The organism is Micromonospora sp. SYSU B005 (assembly GCF_055362685.1).
This window is the reverse complement of sequence record NZ_JAXCFU010000002.1, coordinates 405,062-420,503: the sequence shown is the minus strand read 5'-3', so window position 1 is coordinate 420,503 and position 15,442 is coordinate 405,062. Positions and strand designations below refer to the sequence as shown.

Below are 15,442 nucleotides of genomic sequence, written 5' to 3'. Positions count from 1 at the left end.
GGTAGGCTCCGCTGGTCGCTCGCGGGTCAGCGCGCGCGGAGCCCGTGCCCGGCGAGCGGGCCGACCTGCCATCCGCGGCGGCGGCACTCGGCCAGCACGCGCGGGAGCGCGGCGAGACCGGCCCGCCAGGCGCCCGGCGCGGCGGTACGGGAGGAGTCGTGCAGCAGGATCGTGCCGCCCGCGTCCAGTCCGGTCAGGACGGTGCGCGCGACCGTGTCCGCGGTGGCGGTGGCGGTCCAGTCCCGGCCCCAGCAGCTCCACAGCACCGGCCGCAGGCGCAGCCGCCGGGCGGCCACCAGCGCGGCGGTGGTGAGCACGCCGTACGGCGGTCGCAGGAACCGGGGCGGACGGCCGGTCACGTCGGTGACCAGGTCGTACGTGCGGGTCAGGTCGCTGACGGTGCGGGCCGGGCCGCGCAGCAGCAGGTTGTCGTGCGTCCAGCCGTGCACGGCGATCTCGTGGCCGTCGCCGGCCACCCGGCGGCCCAGCGCGGGGTGGCGCGCCAGCATCGCGCCGAGCACGAAGAACGTGGCGCGGACCCGGTGCGCCGCCAGCACGTCCAGGACGTTGCCGGTGGACTCCGGGTCCGGGCCGTCGTCGAAGGTCAGCGCGACCCGGCCGGGTGTCCCGAGCCCGTGCAGCCCGGGCAGCAGCCGTCGCCGCAGCGCGGGTAGCGCCGTCACCGCCGGTGCCGCGTGCAGCGCCGGCAGCGCGAGCGCGGCGGCCCCGGCCAGGGTGGCCGCTCTCATCGCAGGCCGCCGGTGGACTGCAGCAGCGCGGCGAGCACGGCGACGGCGTCGCCGACCGGGTCCAGCAGCGGGCGGCGCGTACCGGCCGGCGGTGCCCGGCGTGCGGCCTCGGCGACCAGGCCGGCCGGGTCGCGGGACACGTCGTCGCGGGACGGGCTCACCGGTCCGGTCCCGATCACGGCCGCGAGGACCGGCCCGAGCTGCTGCGGTGTGGCCGCCCACCGGCTCAGGCCGGCCCGGGCCAGGATCGCGGCGTTGGCGCGCCCGTGCCCGGCGATGGGCCGGTACGTGACCACCGGCAGCCCGGCCGCCAGCGCCTCCTGGCAGGTCAGCCCGCCGGCGTTCTCCACCATGACGTCGACCGCGCGCATCAGCGCCGGCATGTCGTCGACCCAGCCCAGCACGTGCCGGCCGGCGCCGCGCAGCCGGTGGCGCAGCGCCGCGTTGTGCCCGCACACCACCACCGGCCGGACGCCCGCGGCGGCGACCTCGGCCACCGTGGCCGCCACCTCGCCGGCGCCCCAGGAGCCGGCGACGACCAGCGCGAGCACCCCGTCGGCCGGGAGGCCGAACCGCTGCCGGGCCCGCCGCCGGTCCTCCGGGGCGGGCCGGGCGAAGTCGCGGGACACCAGCGGCTGCACGGCGGTGACGTCGGCGGCGCCGGCCCGGTGCGTCTCGGCGTGGCGGACCGCGCAGTACACGTCCACGCCCGGCGCGAGCCAGGTCGGGTGCACCACGAAGTCGGTCACATAGGTGATCACCGGGACACGGAGCCGCCCGCGCCGCCGCAGCGGACCGAGGATCTGGTTGGCGAACGGGTAGGTGGTGACCACGGCCCGGGTGTCGGGCGGGATGCGGCGGCGCAGGCGGCGGCGGAACGGCCGCATCAGCGCGCGGATAGCGCGTACGGCGGTCCGCGAGCTGCCGGTCAGCCGGAACAGCGCGTGGTAGCCCCAGGGGAGCCGGTGCAGCACCCCCCGGTACGTCTCGCGTACCGCCCGGTGCACCGGGCGGGGCAGCAGGTGCAGGAGGTTCAGCCGGTCCACCGCGAAGCCCCGCGCACGCAGCCGGTGCGCCAGCTCGTCGGCGGCCCGGTCGTGTCCGGCGCCGATGTCCGCCGAGACCACCACGATCCGGCCCGGGTGCTCCATGCCGGGCGCATACCCACGGAATCGGTGTCCACGCGACCCGCCGGGACGCCGGGTTCAGGCGCGGCGGCGTCCGCGACGGCGGGACCGGCCCCGGCGGGCGGCGAGCACCGCCGCCACCCCGCCGACGGTGAGGGCCAGCACACCGGCGAGCGGCACGATCATCCGCCAGTCCCCGTCGCCGACGCGGCGCAGCGCGGTCCCGGCCGGCCCTCGCCAGGGCGGGGAGGCGGTACGGCTCGGCTCCGCGGCCGCCGCCTGCTTGGGCTCCGCCGCCTCGGCGTCCCGTTCGCCCGGCTCGACCAGCCGGCCGACCGAGGCGTCCCGGGGCTGCCGGAAGCCCCAGTCGAGCAGCTGGGCGCCCTGCTGCCAGCCGCGTACCGGGCGGGCCTCGGCGCCGAGCAGCGTCACCACGAGACGGCGTCCGTCGCGCTGGGCGGCGCCGACGTAGCTGTGCCGGGCCAGCTCGGTGAAGCCGGTCTTGCCGCCGAGCGCGCCGGGATAGCGGTAGATGAGCTGGTTCTCGTTCTGGATCTGGAACCCGCCCTTCTTCAGCGCGGGCTGGGCCGGGATCTGCGTGCGCTCGGTGCGCGCGTACCGGCGGAACGCGGCGTCGGCGAAGCAGGCCCGCGCGATGAGCGCCAGGTCGTACGCGCTGGTGAACTGGCCGGGGCCGTCCAGGCCGGACGGGGTGACCGCGTGCGTCTGGCCGGCGCCGAGCCGGCGGGCCTGCGCGTTCATCTCGGCGACGCCGGCCTGGGAGCTGCCGGCGCCGAGGCGGGCCAGCATGTTGGCGGCGTCGTTGCCGGACTGGAGCAGCAGGCCCAGCCACAGCGTCTCCACGCTGTAGCGGCCGCCGACGAGCAGGCCGACGGCCGAGCTGCCCGGTTCGATGTCCAGGTCGGCGCGAGTGGCGACGGCGACCTGCTTGGGGTCCAGCCGGCTCAGCATGGTGGCGGCCAGCAGCAGCTTCTGGGTGCTGGCCGGGGTGCCGGGGACGTGTGCGCCGCAGGCGCCGAGGACCGCGCCGGTGTCCAGGTCCGCCACGAGCCAGGTGGTGGCGGTGACCGCCGGGGGTGCGGGACTGCCGGGTGGCGTGACCAGCCCGGTGCCGGCCAGCGCCTCGCCGCCCACCGCCGCCTGTTCGGGCGTCGTGGCCGGCGGCGTCGGGCGCGGCGGCCGGCTGACCTTCGGCGCGGGCAGGCGCGGGCAGGGCACGGGTACGGCGGCCGGCGCAGCCGCGGGTGGGCCGGCCGGGGCGGCTGCGGGTGTGAGCGCCGGGGCGGCGCCTGTGGCCGGGGCCGGAACGCCGGTGGTGAGCAGGGTGACGGCGGTGGCGGCGGCGAGGACCCGGGCACTCATGAGATGGCACCCTACCGAGCCCGATGATCAGGTCCGGACGGCTCACCGGTGTCGTGACGCGGTGCCGATCATGCGGTCCCGGTCGGTGACCGACTGGCGCGTCAGCGCACGCCGCGCAGCCACCACCGCTGCCATGGCGTCTCCACCGCGCGCCTGTGGTAGCCGGACCGCACCCAGGCCACCGCCCGCGCGGGCGGCAGCCCGTCCAGCACGGCGAGGGCGGCCAGCGCGGTGCCGGTACGGCCGATGCCGCCGTGGCAGGCCACCTCGACCCGCTCCCCCGCGTACGCGCGCCGCCACGCCTCCCGCAGCGCGTCGAGGGCGTCGGCGCGGTCGGCCGGGATCCAGAAGTCGGGCCAGCGGACCCGCCGGGACGGCCACTCCGGCTCGGGACCGGGCGCCAGCAGCAGGGCGAAGTCGGCCGGCGACGCGGGCCCCGCGACCCGGCGGCCGCGTACGGTGGCGCCCCCGGGGAGCGTGAGCAGGCCGGCCGGGTCGGTCCACGGTGTCGGGTCCATCGGCTCATTGTGTCCCGGCGGGCGGACACGTGAGTGCCCGCCGGACTCCGTCCGGCGGGCACTCACGATCGAGCCGGGTCGTCCCCGGCGCACCCCGGATCAGCCGAGGCGGCGGCGACGCCAGGCCATCGAGGCCAGCAGCAGCACCGCACCGGCGGCGGCGAGGCCCCCACCGAGCTTCAGCGGCGTGCCGATGCTGTCACCGGTGACCGGCAGCCCGCCGTGGTGCGGCGACTTGGTCGGCCGCGGCGGCAGAACGGTGCCGGTCGCGCTCGCGATCCGCCCGGACGTCAGACCGGTGGCGGTGAACGTGTACCGGCCCGGCCGGGTCGGCCGGTAGGTGACGGTGAAGTTGCCGCTGGCGTCGGCCGTCACGGTGAACGTGGTCGGCGCGGGCTGCGGCTGGGCCCGGTTGGGCGTGTAGGCGACGGGCGCCATCGCCACCGTGCTGCCGTCGCTGCGCCGCGCGGTTCCCTCGGCGGGGGCGGCCGCGGGCAGGCCCGTGATCGCCACGTCGATGCGCACCGACTCGTTCGGCGCGAAGTTCGAACCCCGCAGGGTGAACGTCTCGCCGAGCCGGATGGTCGTCGGTGAGACGGTCAGCGACGCGACCTCGGGCGGGTAGACCGGGGGCTGCGGCTGCGCCGCCCCGGCCGCGGTCGGCACGGCCGCTACGGCCAGGCCCACCGTGAGCGCCATGATGATGCGGGATAGCCGCATGATGGTTTCCCTCCTACTGTTCACAGCTTGGTGCGTTGACTACTTGGGTGGTCCATGGGGTGACGGTGGGCGTGTGCACCAGTTCGGCAGTCCCGGCGCCGGTCTGTCCGGTGAGCACCGTGACGTCGAGCGTCCGGGTCTGCCCCGGGCGGGTCTCCACGTTCGCCACCGCGACCTGGCGGCGGCCGTGGGTGCCGCTGCCCATCGCGGTGTCCCGTCCGTCCAGCCGGCCGGTGAGCACGGCACCGCCGGTGGGCGTGTGCACGGAGACGAACGTGCGTGCGGTGTACTTGTCGCCGGCCAGGGCCAGCCCGGTGACCGACTTGCTCAGGCCCGACTTGGGGGCGGTGGAGTGCACCGTGACCCGCAGCCGTAGCTCGCGGCGCCCGTCCGGGTGGCATTCGCCGACCGTCACAGTGGCCGAGAACCTGAGGTAGTAGCCGAGCTTCGCGCCGCTGCCGTCGTTGAGGAACACGCCGACTGTCGGCACGGTGTCCTTCTCCGGGAGTTGACCGGCCAGCCGGCTGCCGGCCAGTGCGCGTTGCTCCTCGGATCGGACACTCCAGAACAATATCCGACGTTCATTGATTGAACGGGTAAAAACGGTCAAAAGCGCCCTCGGGTCTACCGTCTTGGTGAACAGCGTGTCGAAGACGCCCGACGCGGATCTACTGAAGAACTCGTCCTGGTCCTTCGTGTCCAGGTCCCGGTACGAGTCACTGAGCAGCGTCCGTACCGCGGTGGCGGCGGCCAGCGACGGCCCGTCCGGCACGTTCACCGGACCCACGACGCCGAGCAGGTACGACAGGACCACCGGGTCCACCGCCAGCACCCCGTCCACAGTGGTGCCGGTCCGGCGGCGCACCATGTCCCGGTAGAGCGCGGCGGCGGCCGGGAAGTCCGGCGTGAGGTTCACGTCCGCCGGATAGATGCCCGGCAGGTCGCCCCAGAGCCGTTTCGCGTCCGCGCCGACCTTCAGCGGCGGGTCGAAGAACCGCAGGTCCGACGAGCTGCCCTGCTTCACCAGGCGGATCCCTCCGCCCTCGGCGCGCAGCACGGCGTACGCGCCGAACATGCCGCCGGTGGCGCGCAGCTCGGCCGGGTTCTGCGAGACCAGCAGGTAGGTGCGCGGCCCGTCCGCGCCGAGCAGCGGCGGCAGCAGCCGGGCGCCCCGGTCGGCGGCCGAGGTCAGCTCGCCGAGCTGGTCCAGCTCGGTGCGCAGCGCGACGACCGCGTCGCGTACCTGCGTCACGAGGTCGCCGGTGGGCACCTGCCGCAGCCGGTCGGCGGTGCGGCGCACGGCCTGGTCGGCGGCGGACACCTCGGCCGAGACGGCGCGCAGGCGGGCCAGATCGAGCTTGCCCTGCTTCGGCACCAGCGAGGCGAGGTCGACGCGCAGCAGCGTGGGGAACGCGAGCCGGGCCAGGTCGTCCACCGCCACCGAGATCTGCCGGACCGCGGTCAGGTTGTCCCCCGCGTACGGCGTCTGCTGACCCACCCACCACACCGGATCGCCGGTCTCGCCGCGCGCGGCGGCGGCCTGCTCCTGCAACGCGGCGAGCGTGCGCTGGGCGCGGGCCACGTCGCCGTCGAGCACCTGGGCGCTGAGTTCCCGGGCCAGCCCGGCGGCGTTCACCAGGTGGGCGCGGGCCTGCCAGCCCCGGAACGCGACCCAGCCGCCGGCGCTGAGCAGCACCGACACGACGACCAGCCCGGTCAGCAGGATCCGGCGGACCCGGGCGCGGCGGCGCCGTCGCGAACGGCGCCGCCGGCCGGGCGTGGCACCAGGTCCGGTCACGGATTTCCCCCTACGTGTCGGTCGAATCGGACACAATTCACGATCGAGTGCTTTTTAGCACGAGAAAGTGCCTGTTTGAGGCGTTATTCGACACTCTGGCAATTCATCGGCTGTGTGCGAGCTTTATTCGGTTCGAGGACCGCTCGGCCGCCTCGTGCAGCAGCGCCTCGATCCGGTCCACCCCGGCTCGCATCGACATGTCCCGCAGGTACGCGTCGCGGCCCCGCCTGCCCATGTCGAGCCGGGCGGCCGGCGGGATGGCGGCGGCCAGCCAGAAGCGGTCGGCCAGCGCCGCCCAGTCCTCCGGCGGGCAGGACAGGCCGGCGCGGGCCCGCTCCACCAGCTCCGCCGTCTCCCCCGCCGCGGAGGCGACCACCGGCGCGGCGCAGGAGAGCGCGGCCTGGAGCTTGCCGGGCACCCGGCCCCGCAGCTCCGGCAGGTCGCGCTGGGCCACGAGCTGGTAGTCGGCGGCGGCGTACAGCTGCGGCATGTCCACCGCGGACCGTCGCTCCAGGAACCTGACGTTGTCCGCGCCGAGATCGGCGGCGAGCCCCCGCACCTGCCGCTCCTGCGGACCGGAGCCGACGAGCACCAGATCCAGCCGGTCGCCGAGCGCCGCGGCCGCCCGGACCGCCGTCTCCAGATCCTGGCGCGCGCCGATCGTCCCGGCGTGCATCACCACGCAGCGGTCGTCCCGGCGGACCAGCCGCCGCACCGCCGGACCGGCCTGGGTGGGGCGGAAGATGCGCTCGTCGGTCCAGTTCGGCGCCACGCGCACCCGGCCCGGGTCGGCCCCGGCGGCGCGGACCAGATCCGCCATGGACGGCGAACCGACGGCCACCACCGCCGCCTCCCGGTAGAGGCGGCGGGAGGCGGCCTCCAGCCGCGCCGACCAGCCGCCGTCCGGCGCCGCGCGACCGTCCCGCTCCGTCCACACGTCCTGCACGTGCAGGACCGTCGGCGTACGGCCGAGCAGCCGCAGCAGCCCGGTGGCGGCGAACGTGACCGCCGGGTGCCCGTAGACGTAGAGCGCGTCGACGTCGCGCAGCAGGCCCCGTCCGGCGAGCGCGGCGCTGCCGGCGAAGGAGAGCCAGCTCGCGGTACGGGCGCGGGCGGAGCCGTCGCCCGCGGCGTACCGGGGCACCCGGCGCACGGTCAGCCGCTCGCTGTGCGTCTGGTGCCGCCAGCGCTGCCGCCAGCCGGGATAGACGTGGCCGCCCGGGTAGTCCGGGAATCCGGTGAGCACCCGCACCTCGTGACCCCGGGCCACCAGCTCCTCGGCCAGGCTGCCCGGGACGAACGCCGGCTCCGGCGGGAAGTGGTAGGTGAGGATGCCGACCCTCATGACCGCGCTCCCGGCGCGGCTTTCCGGACGGCCGGGCGCCGCACCGCGTACCATTCCCGCATCCCCTCTGCGTCCGGCCGCGACCGCCGGAAGAACGCCGTCGCGGCACCCTCCGTCGCGACCGTGCCGACGAGAGGGGTGCAGATGGTCGACGAGGTGCTCTTCGTCTGCCACGCGAACATGTGCCGGTCACCGATGGCGGAGTTCATCGCCCGCCGCATGCTGGCGGGCCTGCCGCTGACGGTGGCCAGCGCGGGAACCGACGCGATCGACGGGGCGGCCATGCACCCGTACGCGGTCGAGGTGACCGCGGCCACCGGCGCGGACCCGGCGGTCTTCCGCACTCGCCGGCTGCGCGCCGAGCACCTGACCGGTGCGGCGCTGGTGCTGACCGCGACCCGCCGGCAACGCTCGGCCTGCACCTCGCTGGCGCCGGCCGCGCTGACCCGGACGTTCACGCTGCGGCAGTTCGCCCGGCTGGCCGCGGAGGCCCGCCCCGCCGAGGCGGAGGCGGACGCGGGCACGCCGTTGCGGGCTGCGGTGTCGGCCGCGGTCCGCGCCCGGGGGCGGCTGCAACCCGCCGCCCCCGACGCGGAGGACCTGCGCGATCCGATCGGTGGCTCGCCCGCCGACTTCCGGCGGTGCGCCGAGGAGATCGAGCGGTCGATCCGGCCCGTGCTCGCACTCATCGCGACAGCCGGGTGAGTTCCTGCGTCCGGTCGCCCACGGCCTTCGCGCCCCGCCGGGTGCCGGCCCGGTCGGCCGGTACGGACGGCGCCGCGGGCGGCACGACCACCTTGTACGCCTCGTACTGGTAGGCGTCCGCCTTCGCCACCTTGGCCATGTTGAGCACGCAGCCGAGCAGGCGCACCGACACCGAGCTGAGCGCGTGCGCCGCCGCGGCGACCTGGCTGCGGGAGGTACGCCCCTGCTGGGTGACCAGCAGCGCGCCGTCGGCCTGCACGGCCACCACCACACCGTCGGTGACCGCCAGCAGCGGCGCGGTGTCGATGACCACGATGTCCGCCGAGTCCCGCAGCGCGACCAGCAGGTCCGCCATGGACTTGGAGCCGAGCAGCTCGCTCGGGTTGGGCGGGGTGGCGCCACTGGGCAGCACCAGCAGTGACTTCTCGCCCCAGCGCTGCACCACGTCACCGACCTGGACGTCGCCGACGAGCACGTCGGTGAGGCCGACACCGCCGTCGAGCCCGAGGTAGTCGGCGACCTTGGGGCGGCGCAGGTCGGCGTCGATCAGCAGCACCCGCCAGCCCGCCTCGGCCAGCGCGATGGCGGTGTTGCAGGCCATCGTGGTCTTGCCCTCACCCTGCAGCGCGCTGGTCACCGCGATGACCCGGGCCGGCTCGTGCACGTCCACGAAGCGCAGGTTGGTGCGCAGCTTGCGGACCGCCTCGGCCCGGGCGGAGGTGGCCGCTTCGCCGACGATCAGCGGCGCCGACCGGGCGCCGGTCTCGTACGGGATCTCGCCGAGCAGCGGGCTGCCGGTCACCCGTTGCAGCCCGGCGCCGTCGCGCATCCGGACGTCGGCCACCCCGCGCAGCACTGCGAGGCCGGCGCCGAGCAGCAGGCCGAGCAGACCGCCCAGGACCAGGTTGCGGGTGGGCTGGGGCGAGACCGGGTCGGAGGTGACCCGGGGACCGCTGACCACTTCGATCTTGATGGGCGGGGCCTTGCCGTCCGGCGGCGTCTCGACCTTGCGGACCAGCTCGGTGAACTTGGTCGCGAGCATCTCGGTGGTCTTCAGCGCCCGGGTCTGGTCGGTGTCGGTGATCGTCGCCTGGAGCAGGACCGTGCCGGTCGTGGCGGTGGTGTGGATCCGGCTGCGCACCTGGTCGGCGGTGAGGCCGAGCGGCGCGTCGGCGACCACGCTCTGCGCCAGCCGGTCGCTGGTGAGCAGGTCACCGTAGGACTTCACCCGCTGCTGGAGGAAGAGGCCGCCCTGGTAGGCGTCGGTGACCCCCTGGCTGGGCGTGGTGACGAAGAAGGTCACCGAGGCCTCGTACCGAGGCGCCGTCCGGACCGTCACCAGCGCGGCGGTGCCCAGGCCGAGCATCACCGTCACCAGCACGATCCACCAGTGGCGTCGGACCAGGCGCAGGTAGCCGAGAACGTCCATCACGCTCCCCCTCGCGACACACCGGTCTGCCGATGAAACTGCACGAAAGCCCCCTAAAAACCCCAGTCGCCGTGCCAGGATCGAATCGCCTATTCACGACGTTACGTGACTGGACGACAGTAAACGACCGAACAGGCACAGACGGTCTAATCCTTTCAATACGGATAGGACGTAGAGGGCAGCCCATGGCTCGTGACGCGATCACAACCGTTCGACCCCCCGGCCGGATCACCCACCGCGCCGCCACCCCTTCCCTGTTAACGCTGGACACGGCCGCGTGGTGCGGAGGTTTTCTCGGCGCCGCCTGGACGCGGTACGAATTCGACCTCACCGCCGCCGCCAGCGCCCGTACGCTCGGCCTGGCGCTGACCTGCGCCGCGCTGTACGCCACGCTCACGCTGCTGCGGACCCGGCTCTACGGCCGGTACCCGATCGGCAGCGCCGGTGACGCGCAGGGCCTGGCCACCACCGTCGCGCTCGTCGCGGCGGTCGGCTTCGTCGCCCTGCTGCCGTGGACGGAGCACCCGGTCCCGGCCAGCACGCCGCTGGTCGGCGGCGCGGTGGCGCTCGTGGTGATGGCGACCGCCCGCGGGCTCTGGCGGGCCCACGCCGACCGCCGGCCGCCGGCTGCGGGACACGCCGAGCGCTGCCTGGTCTACGGGGTGGACGCGGCGAGCGAGCGCCTCGTCCGGGTGCTGCTGCACGACGCGGACAGCAGCTACCGGCCGGTGGGCCTGCTCGACGACGCGCCCGAGAGCCGCGGCCTGCGGCTGGAAGGGCTGCGCGTGCTCGGCGGCCGGGAGCAGATCGGCGTAGCCGTCCGGGCCACCCGGGCGAGCACGGTCATCTTCTCGATGAGCGGCTCCGACCCGCAGCTGCTGCGCGACGTCCGCACCCGCACGCTGGAGGCCGGGGCGGCGTTCAAGGTCCTGCCGCCGGTCCGCGAGGTCCTCGACCGCCCGGTGGCCGCCACCGACGTCCGCGACCTCCAGCTCACCGACCTGCTCGGTCGCGCGCACCGGGCGGCCGAGCTGAGCGTGGAGCGCGGCGGGCTGGCCGGGCGCCGGGTGCTCGTCACCGGGGCCGGTGGCTCGATCGGCTCGGAGCTGTGCCGGCAGATCGCCCGCTGCGAGCCGGACGAGCTGATGATGCTCGACCGGGACGAGTCCGCGTTGCACGCGCTGCAGATGTCCCTGCACGGGCGCGCGCTGCTGGACGGGCCGGAGCTGATCCTGGCCGACATCCGCGACGCCGAGGGCATCGCCCGGGTGGTCGCCGACCGGCAGCCCGACGTGGTGTTCCACGCCGCCGCGCTGAAGCACCTCCCGCTGCTGCAGCGCCACCCCGGTGAGGCGATCAAGACCAACATCCTGGGTACGCTGAACGTGCTGGAGGCGTGCCGGGACGTCGCCGAGTTCGTGAACATCTCCACCGACAAGGCGGCCAACCCGACCAGCGTCCTCGGCTACTCCAAGCGGATCACCGAGCGGCTCACCGCGTACCACGCGCAGCGCCTGGACGGCCGGTACCTCAGCGTCCGGTTCGGCAACGTGCTCAGCAGCCGCGGTTCGGTGCTCACCGCGTTCCAGGCGCAGATCCGCGCCGGGGTGCCGGTGACTGTCACCCACCCCGACGTGACCCGCTACTTCATGACCGTCCAGGAGGCGGTGCACCTGGTGCTGCAGGCCGCGACGATCGGCCGGGGCGGTGAGGCGCTGGTGCTCGACATGGGTGAGCCGGTCCGGATCGCCGACGTGGCCCGCCGGCTCGCCGCCGAGGCGGACCGCCCGGTGGAGATCGTCTTCACCGGTCTGCGCCCGGGCGAGAAGCTGCACGAGCACCTGTTCGGCGCCGACGAGGTGGACACCCGGCCGCTGCACCCGCTGATCTCCCACGTGCCGGTGCCCGAGCTGGACCCGGACGAGGTGCGCGGGCTCGACCCGTACGCCGACCCGGACGAGCTGATCAAGCGGATGGCCGCGTTCTGCGACCCGGTCGGGGCGTCCCTGCCGGCTCTGCCTGGGCAACGCTGACTGCCGGCCGATGGGACGCTTCGCCCGAGTGGTGAGAGGGGCGTCCCATCGGCCGGCTCGGCTCGCCGCGGGTGGCGGCGCCCGTTAGGGTTGATCCCGGTGTGCCGGGAAGCCTGGTCGGCGATGGTTCCGCCGACCCCAGCTTCCGAACGGACGCCGCATGCCCCAGCACACCCCGCACCGCTCGCGCCTGCTGTCCCGCCGCTCCTGGCCGGAGGCCCGCTTCCTGGCCGACGTGCTGCGCACCGAGACCGTCGGCGGCGGCCTGCTGCTGCTCGGCGCGGTCCTCGCCCTGATCTGGGCCAACTCGCCGTGGCGCGCCGCGTACGCCGAACTGAGCCACTGGGTGCCCTGGCCCGGCGGCGCCGGGCTGCACCTCGACCTGGACCTGCGCACCTGGGCCGCCGACGGGCTGCTGGCGATCTTCTTCTTCGTGGTCGGCCTGGAGCTCAAGCGCGAGTTCGTCGCCGGTGACCTGCGCGACCCCCGGCGGGCCGCGTTGCCGGTGGTCGCCGCGCTCGGCGGCATGATCGCCCCCGCGCTGGTCTACCTCGCGGTGACGCTCAGCGCCGGCGGCGACGGCCTGCGCGGATGGGCCATCCCCACCGCCACCGACATCGCCTTCGCGCTCGCCGTGCTCGCCGTGGTCAGCTCCCACCTGCCGCAGGGGCTGCGTGCCTTCCTGCTCACCCTCGCGGTGGTCGACGACCTCTTCGCGATCACCATCATCGCGGTCTTCTACACCGACGCGTTCCACCCGCTGCCGCTGCTCGGCGCACTGCTGCCGATCGCCGCGTTCGGGCTGCTGGTGCAGCGGCGGCGGACCTGGTGGTGGGCGCTGATCCCGCTGGCGGTGGCCGCCTGGGCGCTCGTGCACGCCTCCGGTGTGCACGCCACGGTGGCGGGCGTGCTGCTCGGTTTCACAGTGCCGGTGCTGCGCGGCCGCGACGGCGCGCCCGGCCTGGCCGAGCGGCTGGAGCACCGCTGGCGGCCGGTCTCCGCCGGCCTGGCCGTGCCGGTCTTCGCCTTCTTCGCCGCCGGGGTGACGCTGGTCGGCGTGGACGTGGGCGGCGTGCTGACCAACCCGGTGGTGATCGCGGTGGCCGCCGGGCTGGTGCTCGGCAAGGTGATCGGCGTGTTCGGGTCGACGTACCTGCTCGCCCGGTTCACCCGGGCCGAACTGGACGAGGAGATCACCTGGGCCGACCTGCTCGGGCTGGCGTTGCTGGCCGGCATCGGCTTCACCGTGTCGCTGCTCATCGGCGAACTGGCGTTCGGTGCCGGCAGCCCGGAGGAGGACGGCGTCAAGGTGGCCGTGCTGCTCGGCTCGTTGATCTCCGCAATGCTGGCCTCGGTGGTGCTGGTGCGCCGCAACCGGGTCTACCGGCGGATCAGCGAGCGGGAGAGCCGGGACGCCGACGGTGACGGCGTACCGGACGTCTACCAGGAGGGCCCGGTCTGAACCGGCGCGGCGGGCGCGACCGTCCGGTCACGCCCGCCGCCACCCTCGACGCGGTACGCCTCAGCGCCGGCGCTCGGCCGGCCGCGGCTCGCGCTTGCGTTCCGGTTCCTCGAGCGCCTCGGCGGCCGGCGCGGTGAGGTCGTCACCGGGCACGGCCACCTGCTCGGCGCGGTCCTGCTCGTCCTCGCGCCCGCCCGGCGGCGGCTCCGGCGCGGTGGCGCCCCCGGCGAAGCCGTACTCGTTGGGCTCGTCGTGCCTGCTCATGGGCGGAACCTCCCGGTCGTGCCGATTCGTCCTCCGCCGGGCGGTCACCGCCACGGCGCTCACCCGGGCTACTTACCCACCGGAGCGCCCTCCGATCATCGGGCGCCGCCGCACCACGCACGTCAGGTCAGCTCGGAGACCGCCTCGAAGATCAGCCAGAGGCCGCAGATGGCGAACAGCACGGCCGCGCCGTAGCGGATGGTCCGCTCCGGCAGGTGCCGGCCGAGCATCCGGCCCACCAGGATCGCCAGCGCGTCCGCCGCCACCATGCCGAGCGTCGAGCCGAGCCAGGTGCCGAACCAGCCGTACTTGGTGGCCAGCGTGATGGTGGCGAGCATGGTCTTGTCGCCCAGCTCGGCCAGGAAGAACGCCACACCGACGGCGATGACGGCGGACCGGCCGCCGCGCTCGGCCTTGCGCTTCTCCTCCTCGGTCAGCCTGTCGCCGCGCAGCGTCCAGGCACCGAAGCCGAGGAACGCCAGACCGGCGATGAGCGAGATCCAGTCGGTGGGCAGGGCGGCGTTCAGGCCGTACCCGATGGCCACCGAGGCCAGGTGGACGACGGCGGTGGCGATCGTGATGCCGATGAGCACCGGCACCGGCTTGAACCGCGTGGCGAACGTCAGAGCCATGAGCTGGGACTTGTCGCCCAGCTCGGCGACGAAGATGACGCCGAAGCTGACCACCAGCGCGACGAGGAAACCCTCCATGTGAACCTTCCCGATCAAGCCGGGAGGAGGAACGGGGGCGCCCTCGACCCGGCTGCGACAGCCTGAGTCGAAGGTCTCGCCCGCCCCGGAGACCGGGGCCGCGTGGCCGGATGCGGAACGCACCAGTGTGTCGACCACGACATTGGGGGCTACTCCCCTTCGCGCCGCCAGCCTAGCCGATCACCGGCCGGCCCGGTCACCGGGTGTGGCCGGGGCCACGGCGGCCCTCAGTCGGCGCGGGCCAGGCTCACCCCGAACAGCCCGTCCGGGTCGGTCCAGAACGCCCGCCTGTCGAACCCCGCGGCGGTCAGCTCGGCCGCGATCCCGTCCGGCCGGAACTTGGCCGACACCTCGGTCCGCAGCTCCTCACCGGCGGCGAACACCACGTCGGTGTCCAGCACCCGCACCCGGGTCGGGTGCTCGGCGCGCAACCGCATCTCGATCCACTCCCGCTCGGGATCCCAGACCGCCACGTGCCGGAACGCGTCGACGTCGAAGTCCGCGCCCAGCTCGCGGTTGATCACCCGCAGCACGTTGCGGTTGAACTCGGCGGTCACGCCCGCCGCGTCGTCGTAGGCGGGCACGATCACGCCCGGGTCCTTGACCAGGTCGGTGCCGACCAGCAGCCAGTCGCCGGTCTCCAGCGCCGCGCGCATCGCGGTGAGGAACTCGGCCCGTTCCACCGGCAGCAGGTTGCCGATCGTGCCGCCGAGGAACGCCACCAGGCGCCGGCCGCCGGTGGGCAGCCGGTCCAGGTGGCGGGTGAAGTCACCGACGATGCCCCGCACCCGCAGCCCCGGGTACGCGGCGGCGATCTGCTCGGTGGACGACCGCAACGCGCTCACCGACACGTCCAGCGGCACGAACGTGCCCAGGTCGCCGTGGCGGGTGAACGCGTCGAGCAGCAGCCGGGTCTTCTCCGACGAACCCGAACCCAGCTCGATCAGCGTCTTCGCGCCGGTCATGGTGGCCACGTCGTCGGCGTGCGCCGCCAGCACCGCCCGCTCGGCCCGGGTCGGGTAGTACTCCGGCAGGCGGGTGATCTCCTCGAACAGCTCGCTGCCCCGGGCGTCGTAGAACCATTTCGGCGGCAGCCACTTCGGCGTCGCGGTCAGCCCGACCTGTACGTCCTGCCGCAACCCACGGTCGAGGTCCTGCTGCTCCAGGTGGATCTCCAGCGGCTCCGCGCTCATCGGGTG

General features: G+C 74.7%; 14 protein-coding genes. 3 read left to right on the top strand and 11 right to left on the bottom strand.

Going from position 1 to position 15,442, the window contains the following annotated elements; translation table 11 throughout:
- Positions 1-26: 26 nt before the first annotated feature.
- The 7 genes from SM452_RS07155 to SM452_RS07125 all read right to left on the bottom strand — a co-directional run bounded on the left by SM452_RS07155 (position 27) and on the right by SM452_RS07125 (position 7,640).
- Positions 27-749 carry a polysaccharide deacetylase family protein gene (locus SM452_RS07155; protein ID WP_463839545.1) on the bottom strand — a complete coding sequence of 241 codons (723 nt, stop codon included), beginning with the start codon at positions 747-749 and terminating at the stop codon, positions 27-29.
- Positions 746-1,900: an MGDG synthase family glycosyltransferase gene (locus SM452_RS07150; RefSeq protein ID WP_463839544.1), complete on the bottom strand. Its 1,155-nt coding sequence runs from the start codon at positions 1,898-1,900 to the stop codon at positions 746-748. Before SM452_RS07150 ends, SM452_RS07155 begins: the two co-directional genes overlap by 4 nt.
- A 54-nt stretch (positions 1,901-1,954) precedes the next feature.
- Positions 1,955-3,259: a D-alanyl-D-alanine carboxypeptidase family protein gene (locus SM452_RS07145; protein WP_463839543.1), complete on the bottom strand. Its 1,305-nt coding sequence runs from the start codon at positions 3,257-3,259 to the stop codon at positions 1,955-1,957.
- A gap of 101 nt (positions 3,260-3,360) precedes the next feature.
- Positions 3,361-3,777: a protein-tyrosine phosphatase family protein gene (locus SM452_RS07140; RefSeq protein ID WP_402806603.1), complete on the bottom strand. Its 417-nt coding sequence runs from the start codon at positions 3,775-3,777 to the stop codon at positions 3,361-3,363.
- 99 nt (positions 3,778-3,876) lie between these two features.
- Complete coding sequence (locus SM452_RS07135) at positions 3,877-4,497, bottom strand: hypothetical protein (RefSeq protein WP_262011663.1); 621 nt, start codon at positions 4,495-4,497, stop codon at positions 3,877-3,879.
- A 13-nt stretch (positions 4,498-4,510) separates the two neighbouring features.
- On the bottom strand, positions 4,511-6,295 hold the full coding sequence (locus SM452_RS07130; RefSeq protein ID WP_463839542.1) for a DUF4012 domain-containing protein: 1,785 nt from the start codon (positions 6,293-6,295) through the stop codon (positions 4,511-4,513).
- Positions 6,296-6,398: 103 nt separating this feature from the next.
- On the bottom strand, positions 6,399-7,640 hold the full coding sequence (locus SM452_RS07125) for a glycosyltransferase family 4 protein (protein ID WP_463839541.1): 1,242 nt from the start codon (positions 7,638-7,640) through the stop codon (positions 6,399-6,401).
- 123 nt (positions 7,641-7,763) lie between these two features.
- Here SM452_RS07125 and SM452_RS07120 point away from each other — a divergent pair, with 123 nt between their 5' ends.
- Positions 7,764-8,345 carry an arsenate reductase/protein-tyrosine-phosphatase family protein gene (locus SM452_RS07120; protein ID WP_402806613.1) on the top strand — a complete coding sequence of 194 codons (582 nt, stop codon included), beginning with the start codon at positions 7,764-7,766 and terminating at the stop codon, positions 8,343-8,345.
- Here SM452_RS07120 and SM452_RS07115 read toward each other — a convergent pair.
- On the bottom strand, positions 8,326-9,774 hold the full coding sequence (locus SM452_RS07115) for a tyrosine-protein kinase domain-containing protein (RefSeq protein WP_355511899.1): 1,449 nt from the start codon (positions 9,772-9,774) through the stop codon (positions 8,326-8,328). The two genes, SM452_RS07120 and SM452_RS07115, sit on opposite strands and share 20 nt — an antisense overlap.
- Before the next feature lie 185 nt (positions 9,775-9,959).
- Here SM452_RS07115 and SM452_RS07110 point away from each other — a divergent pair, with 185 nt between their 5' ends.
- Both SM452_RS07110 and nhaA read left to right on the top strand, forming a co-directional pair.
- Positions 9,960-11,807, top strand: a complete 1,848-nt coding sequence (locus tag SM452_RS07110; protein WP_463839540.1) for a polysaccharide biosynthesis protein — start codon at positions 9,960-9,962, stop codon at positions 11,805-11,807.
- Positions 11,808-11,967: 160 nt separating this feature from the next.
- Positions 11,968-13,269 carry a Na+/H+ antiporter NhaA gene (nhaA, locus tag SM452_RS07105; RefSeq protein WP_463839539.1) on the top strand — a complete coding sequence of 434 codons (1,302 nt, stop codon included), beginning with the start codon at positions 11,968-11,970 and terminating at the stop codon, positions 13,267-13,269.
- 60 nt (positions 13,270-13,329) lie between these two features.
- On the opposite strand, the gene SM452_RS07100 is transcribed toward nhaA, so the two are convergent.
- The 3 genes from SM452_RS07100 to egtD form a co-directional block, all read right to left on the bottom strand.
- The gene (locus SM452_RS07100; RefSeq protein WP_013286558.1) at positions 13,330-13,533 is read right to left on the bottom strand and encodes a hypothetical protein; all 204 of its coding nucleotides are present in this window, start codon (positions 13,531-13,533) and stop codon (positions 13,330-13,332) included.
- 122 nt (positions 13,534-13,655) lie between these two features.
- A complete protein-coding gene (locus SM452_RS07095) occupies positions 13,656-14,243 on the bottom strand; it encodes a TMEM165/GDT1 family protein (protein ID WP_013286559.1) in 588 nt (195 codons plus the stop codon).
- A 227-nt stretch (positions 14,244-14,470) separates the two neighbouring features.
- Entirely contained in the window at positions 14,471-15,436 is a 966-nt protein-coding gene (egtD, locus tag SM452_RS07090; protein ID WP_463839538.1) for an L-histidine N(alpha)-methyltransferase, read from the bottom strand.
- Positions 15,437-15,442 lie beyond the last annotated feature (6 nt).

What these genes read in the sequence shown, in the direction of transcription:
- SM452_RS07155 (WP_463839545.1), bottom strand. Translation starts at nt 749, where the DNA reads ATGAGAGCGGCCACCCTGGCCGGGGCCGCCGCGCTCGCGCTGCCGGCG.
- SM452_RS07150 (WP_463839544.1), bottom strand. Translation starts at nt 1,900, where the DNA reads ATGGAGCACCCGGGCCGGATCGTGGTGGTCTCGGCGGACATCGGCGCC.
- SM452_RS07145 (WP_463839543.1), bottom strand. Translation starts at nt 3,259, where the DNA reads ATGAGTGCCCGGGTCCTCGCCGCCGCCACCGCCGTCACCCTGCTCACC.
- SM452_RS07140 (WP_402806603.1), bottom strand. Translation starts at nt 3,777, where the DNA reads ATGGACCCGACACCGTGGACCGACCCGGCCGGCCTGCTCACGCTCCCC.
- SM452_RS07135 (WP_262011663.1), bottom strand. Translation starts at nt 4,497, where the DNA reads ATGCGGCTATCCCGCATCATCATGGCGCTCACGGTGGGCCTGGCCGTA.
- SM452_RS07125 (WP_463839541.1), bottom strand. Translation starts at nt 7,640, where the DNA reads ATGAGGGTCGGCATCCTCACCTACCACTTCCCGCCGGAGCCGGCGTTC.
- SM452_RS07115 (WP_355511899.1), bottom strand. Translation starts at nt 9,774, where the DNA reads ATGGACGTTCTCGGCTACCTGCGCCTGGTCCGACGCCACTGGTGGATC.
- SM452_RS07110 (WP_463839540.1), top strand. Translation starts at nt 9,960, where the DNA reads ATGGCTCGTGACGCGATCACAACCGTTCGACCCCCCGGCCGGATCACC.
- nhaA (WP_463839539.1), top strand. Translation starts at nt 11,968, where the DNA reads ATGCCCCAGCACACCCCGCACCGCTCGCGCCTGCTGTCCCGCCGCTCC.
- SM452_RS07100 (WP_013286558.1), bottom strand. Translation starts at nt 13,533, where the DNA reads ATGAGCAGGCACGACGAGCCCAACGAGTACGGCTTCGCCGGGGGCGCC.
- SM452_RS07095 (WP_013286559.1), bottom strand. Translation starts at nt 14,243, where the DNA reads ATGGAGGGTTTCCTCGTCGCGCTGGTGGTCAGCTTCGGCGTCATCTTC.
- egtD (WP_463839538.1), bottom strand. Translation starts at nt 15,436, where the DNA reads ATGAGCGCGGAGCCGCTGGAGATCCACCTGGAGCAGCAGGACCTCGAC.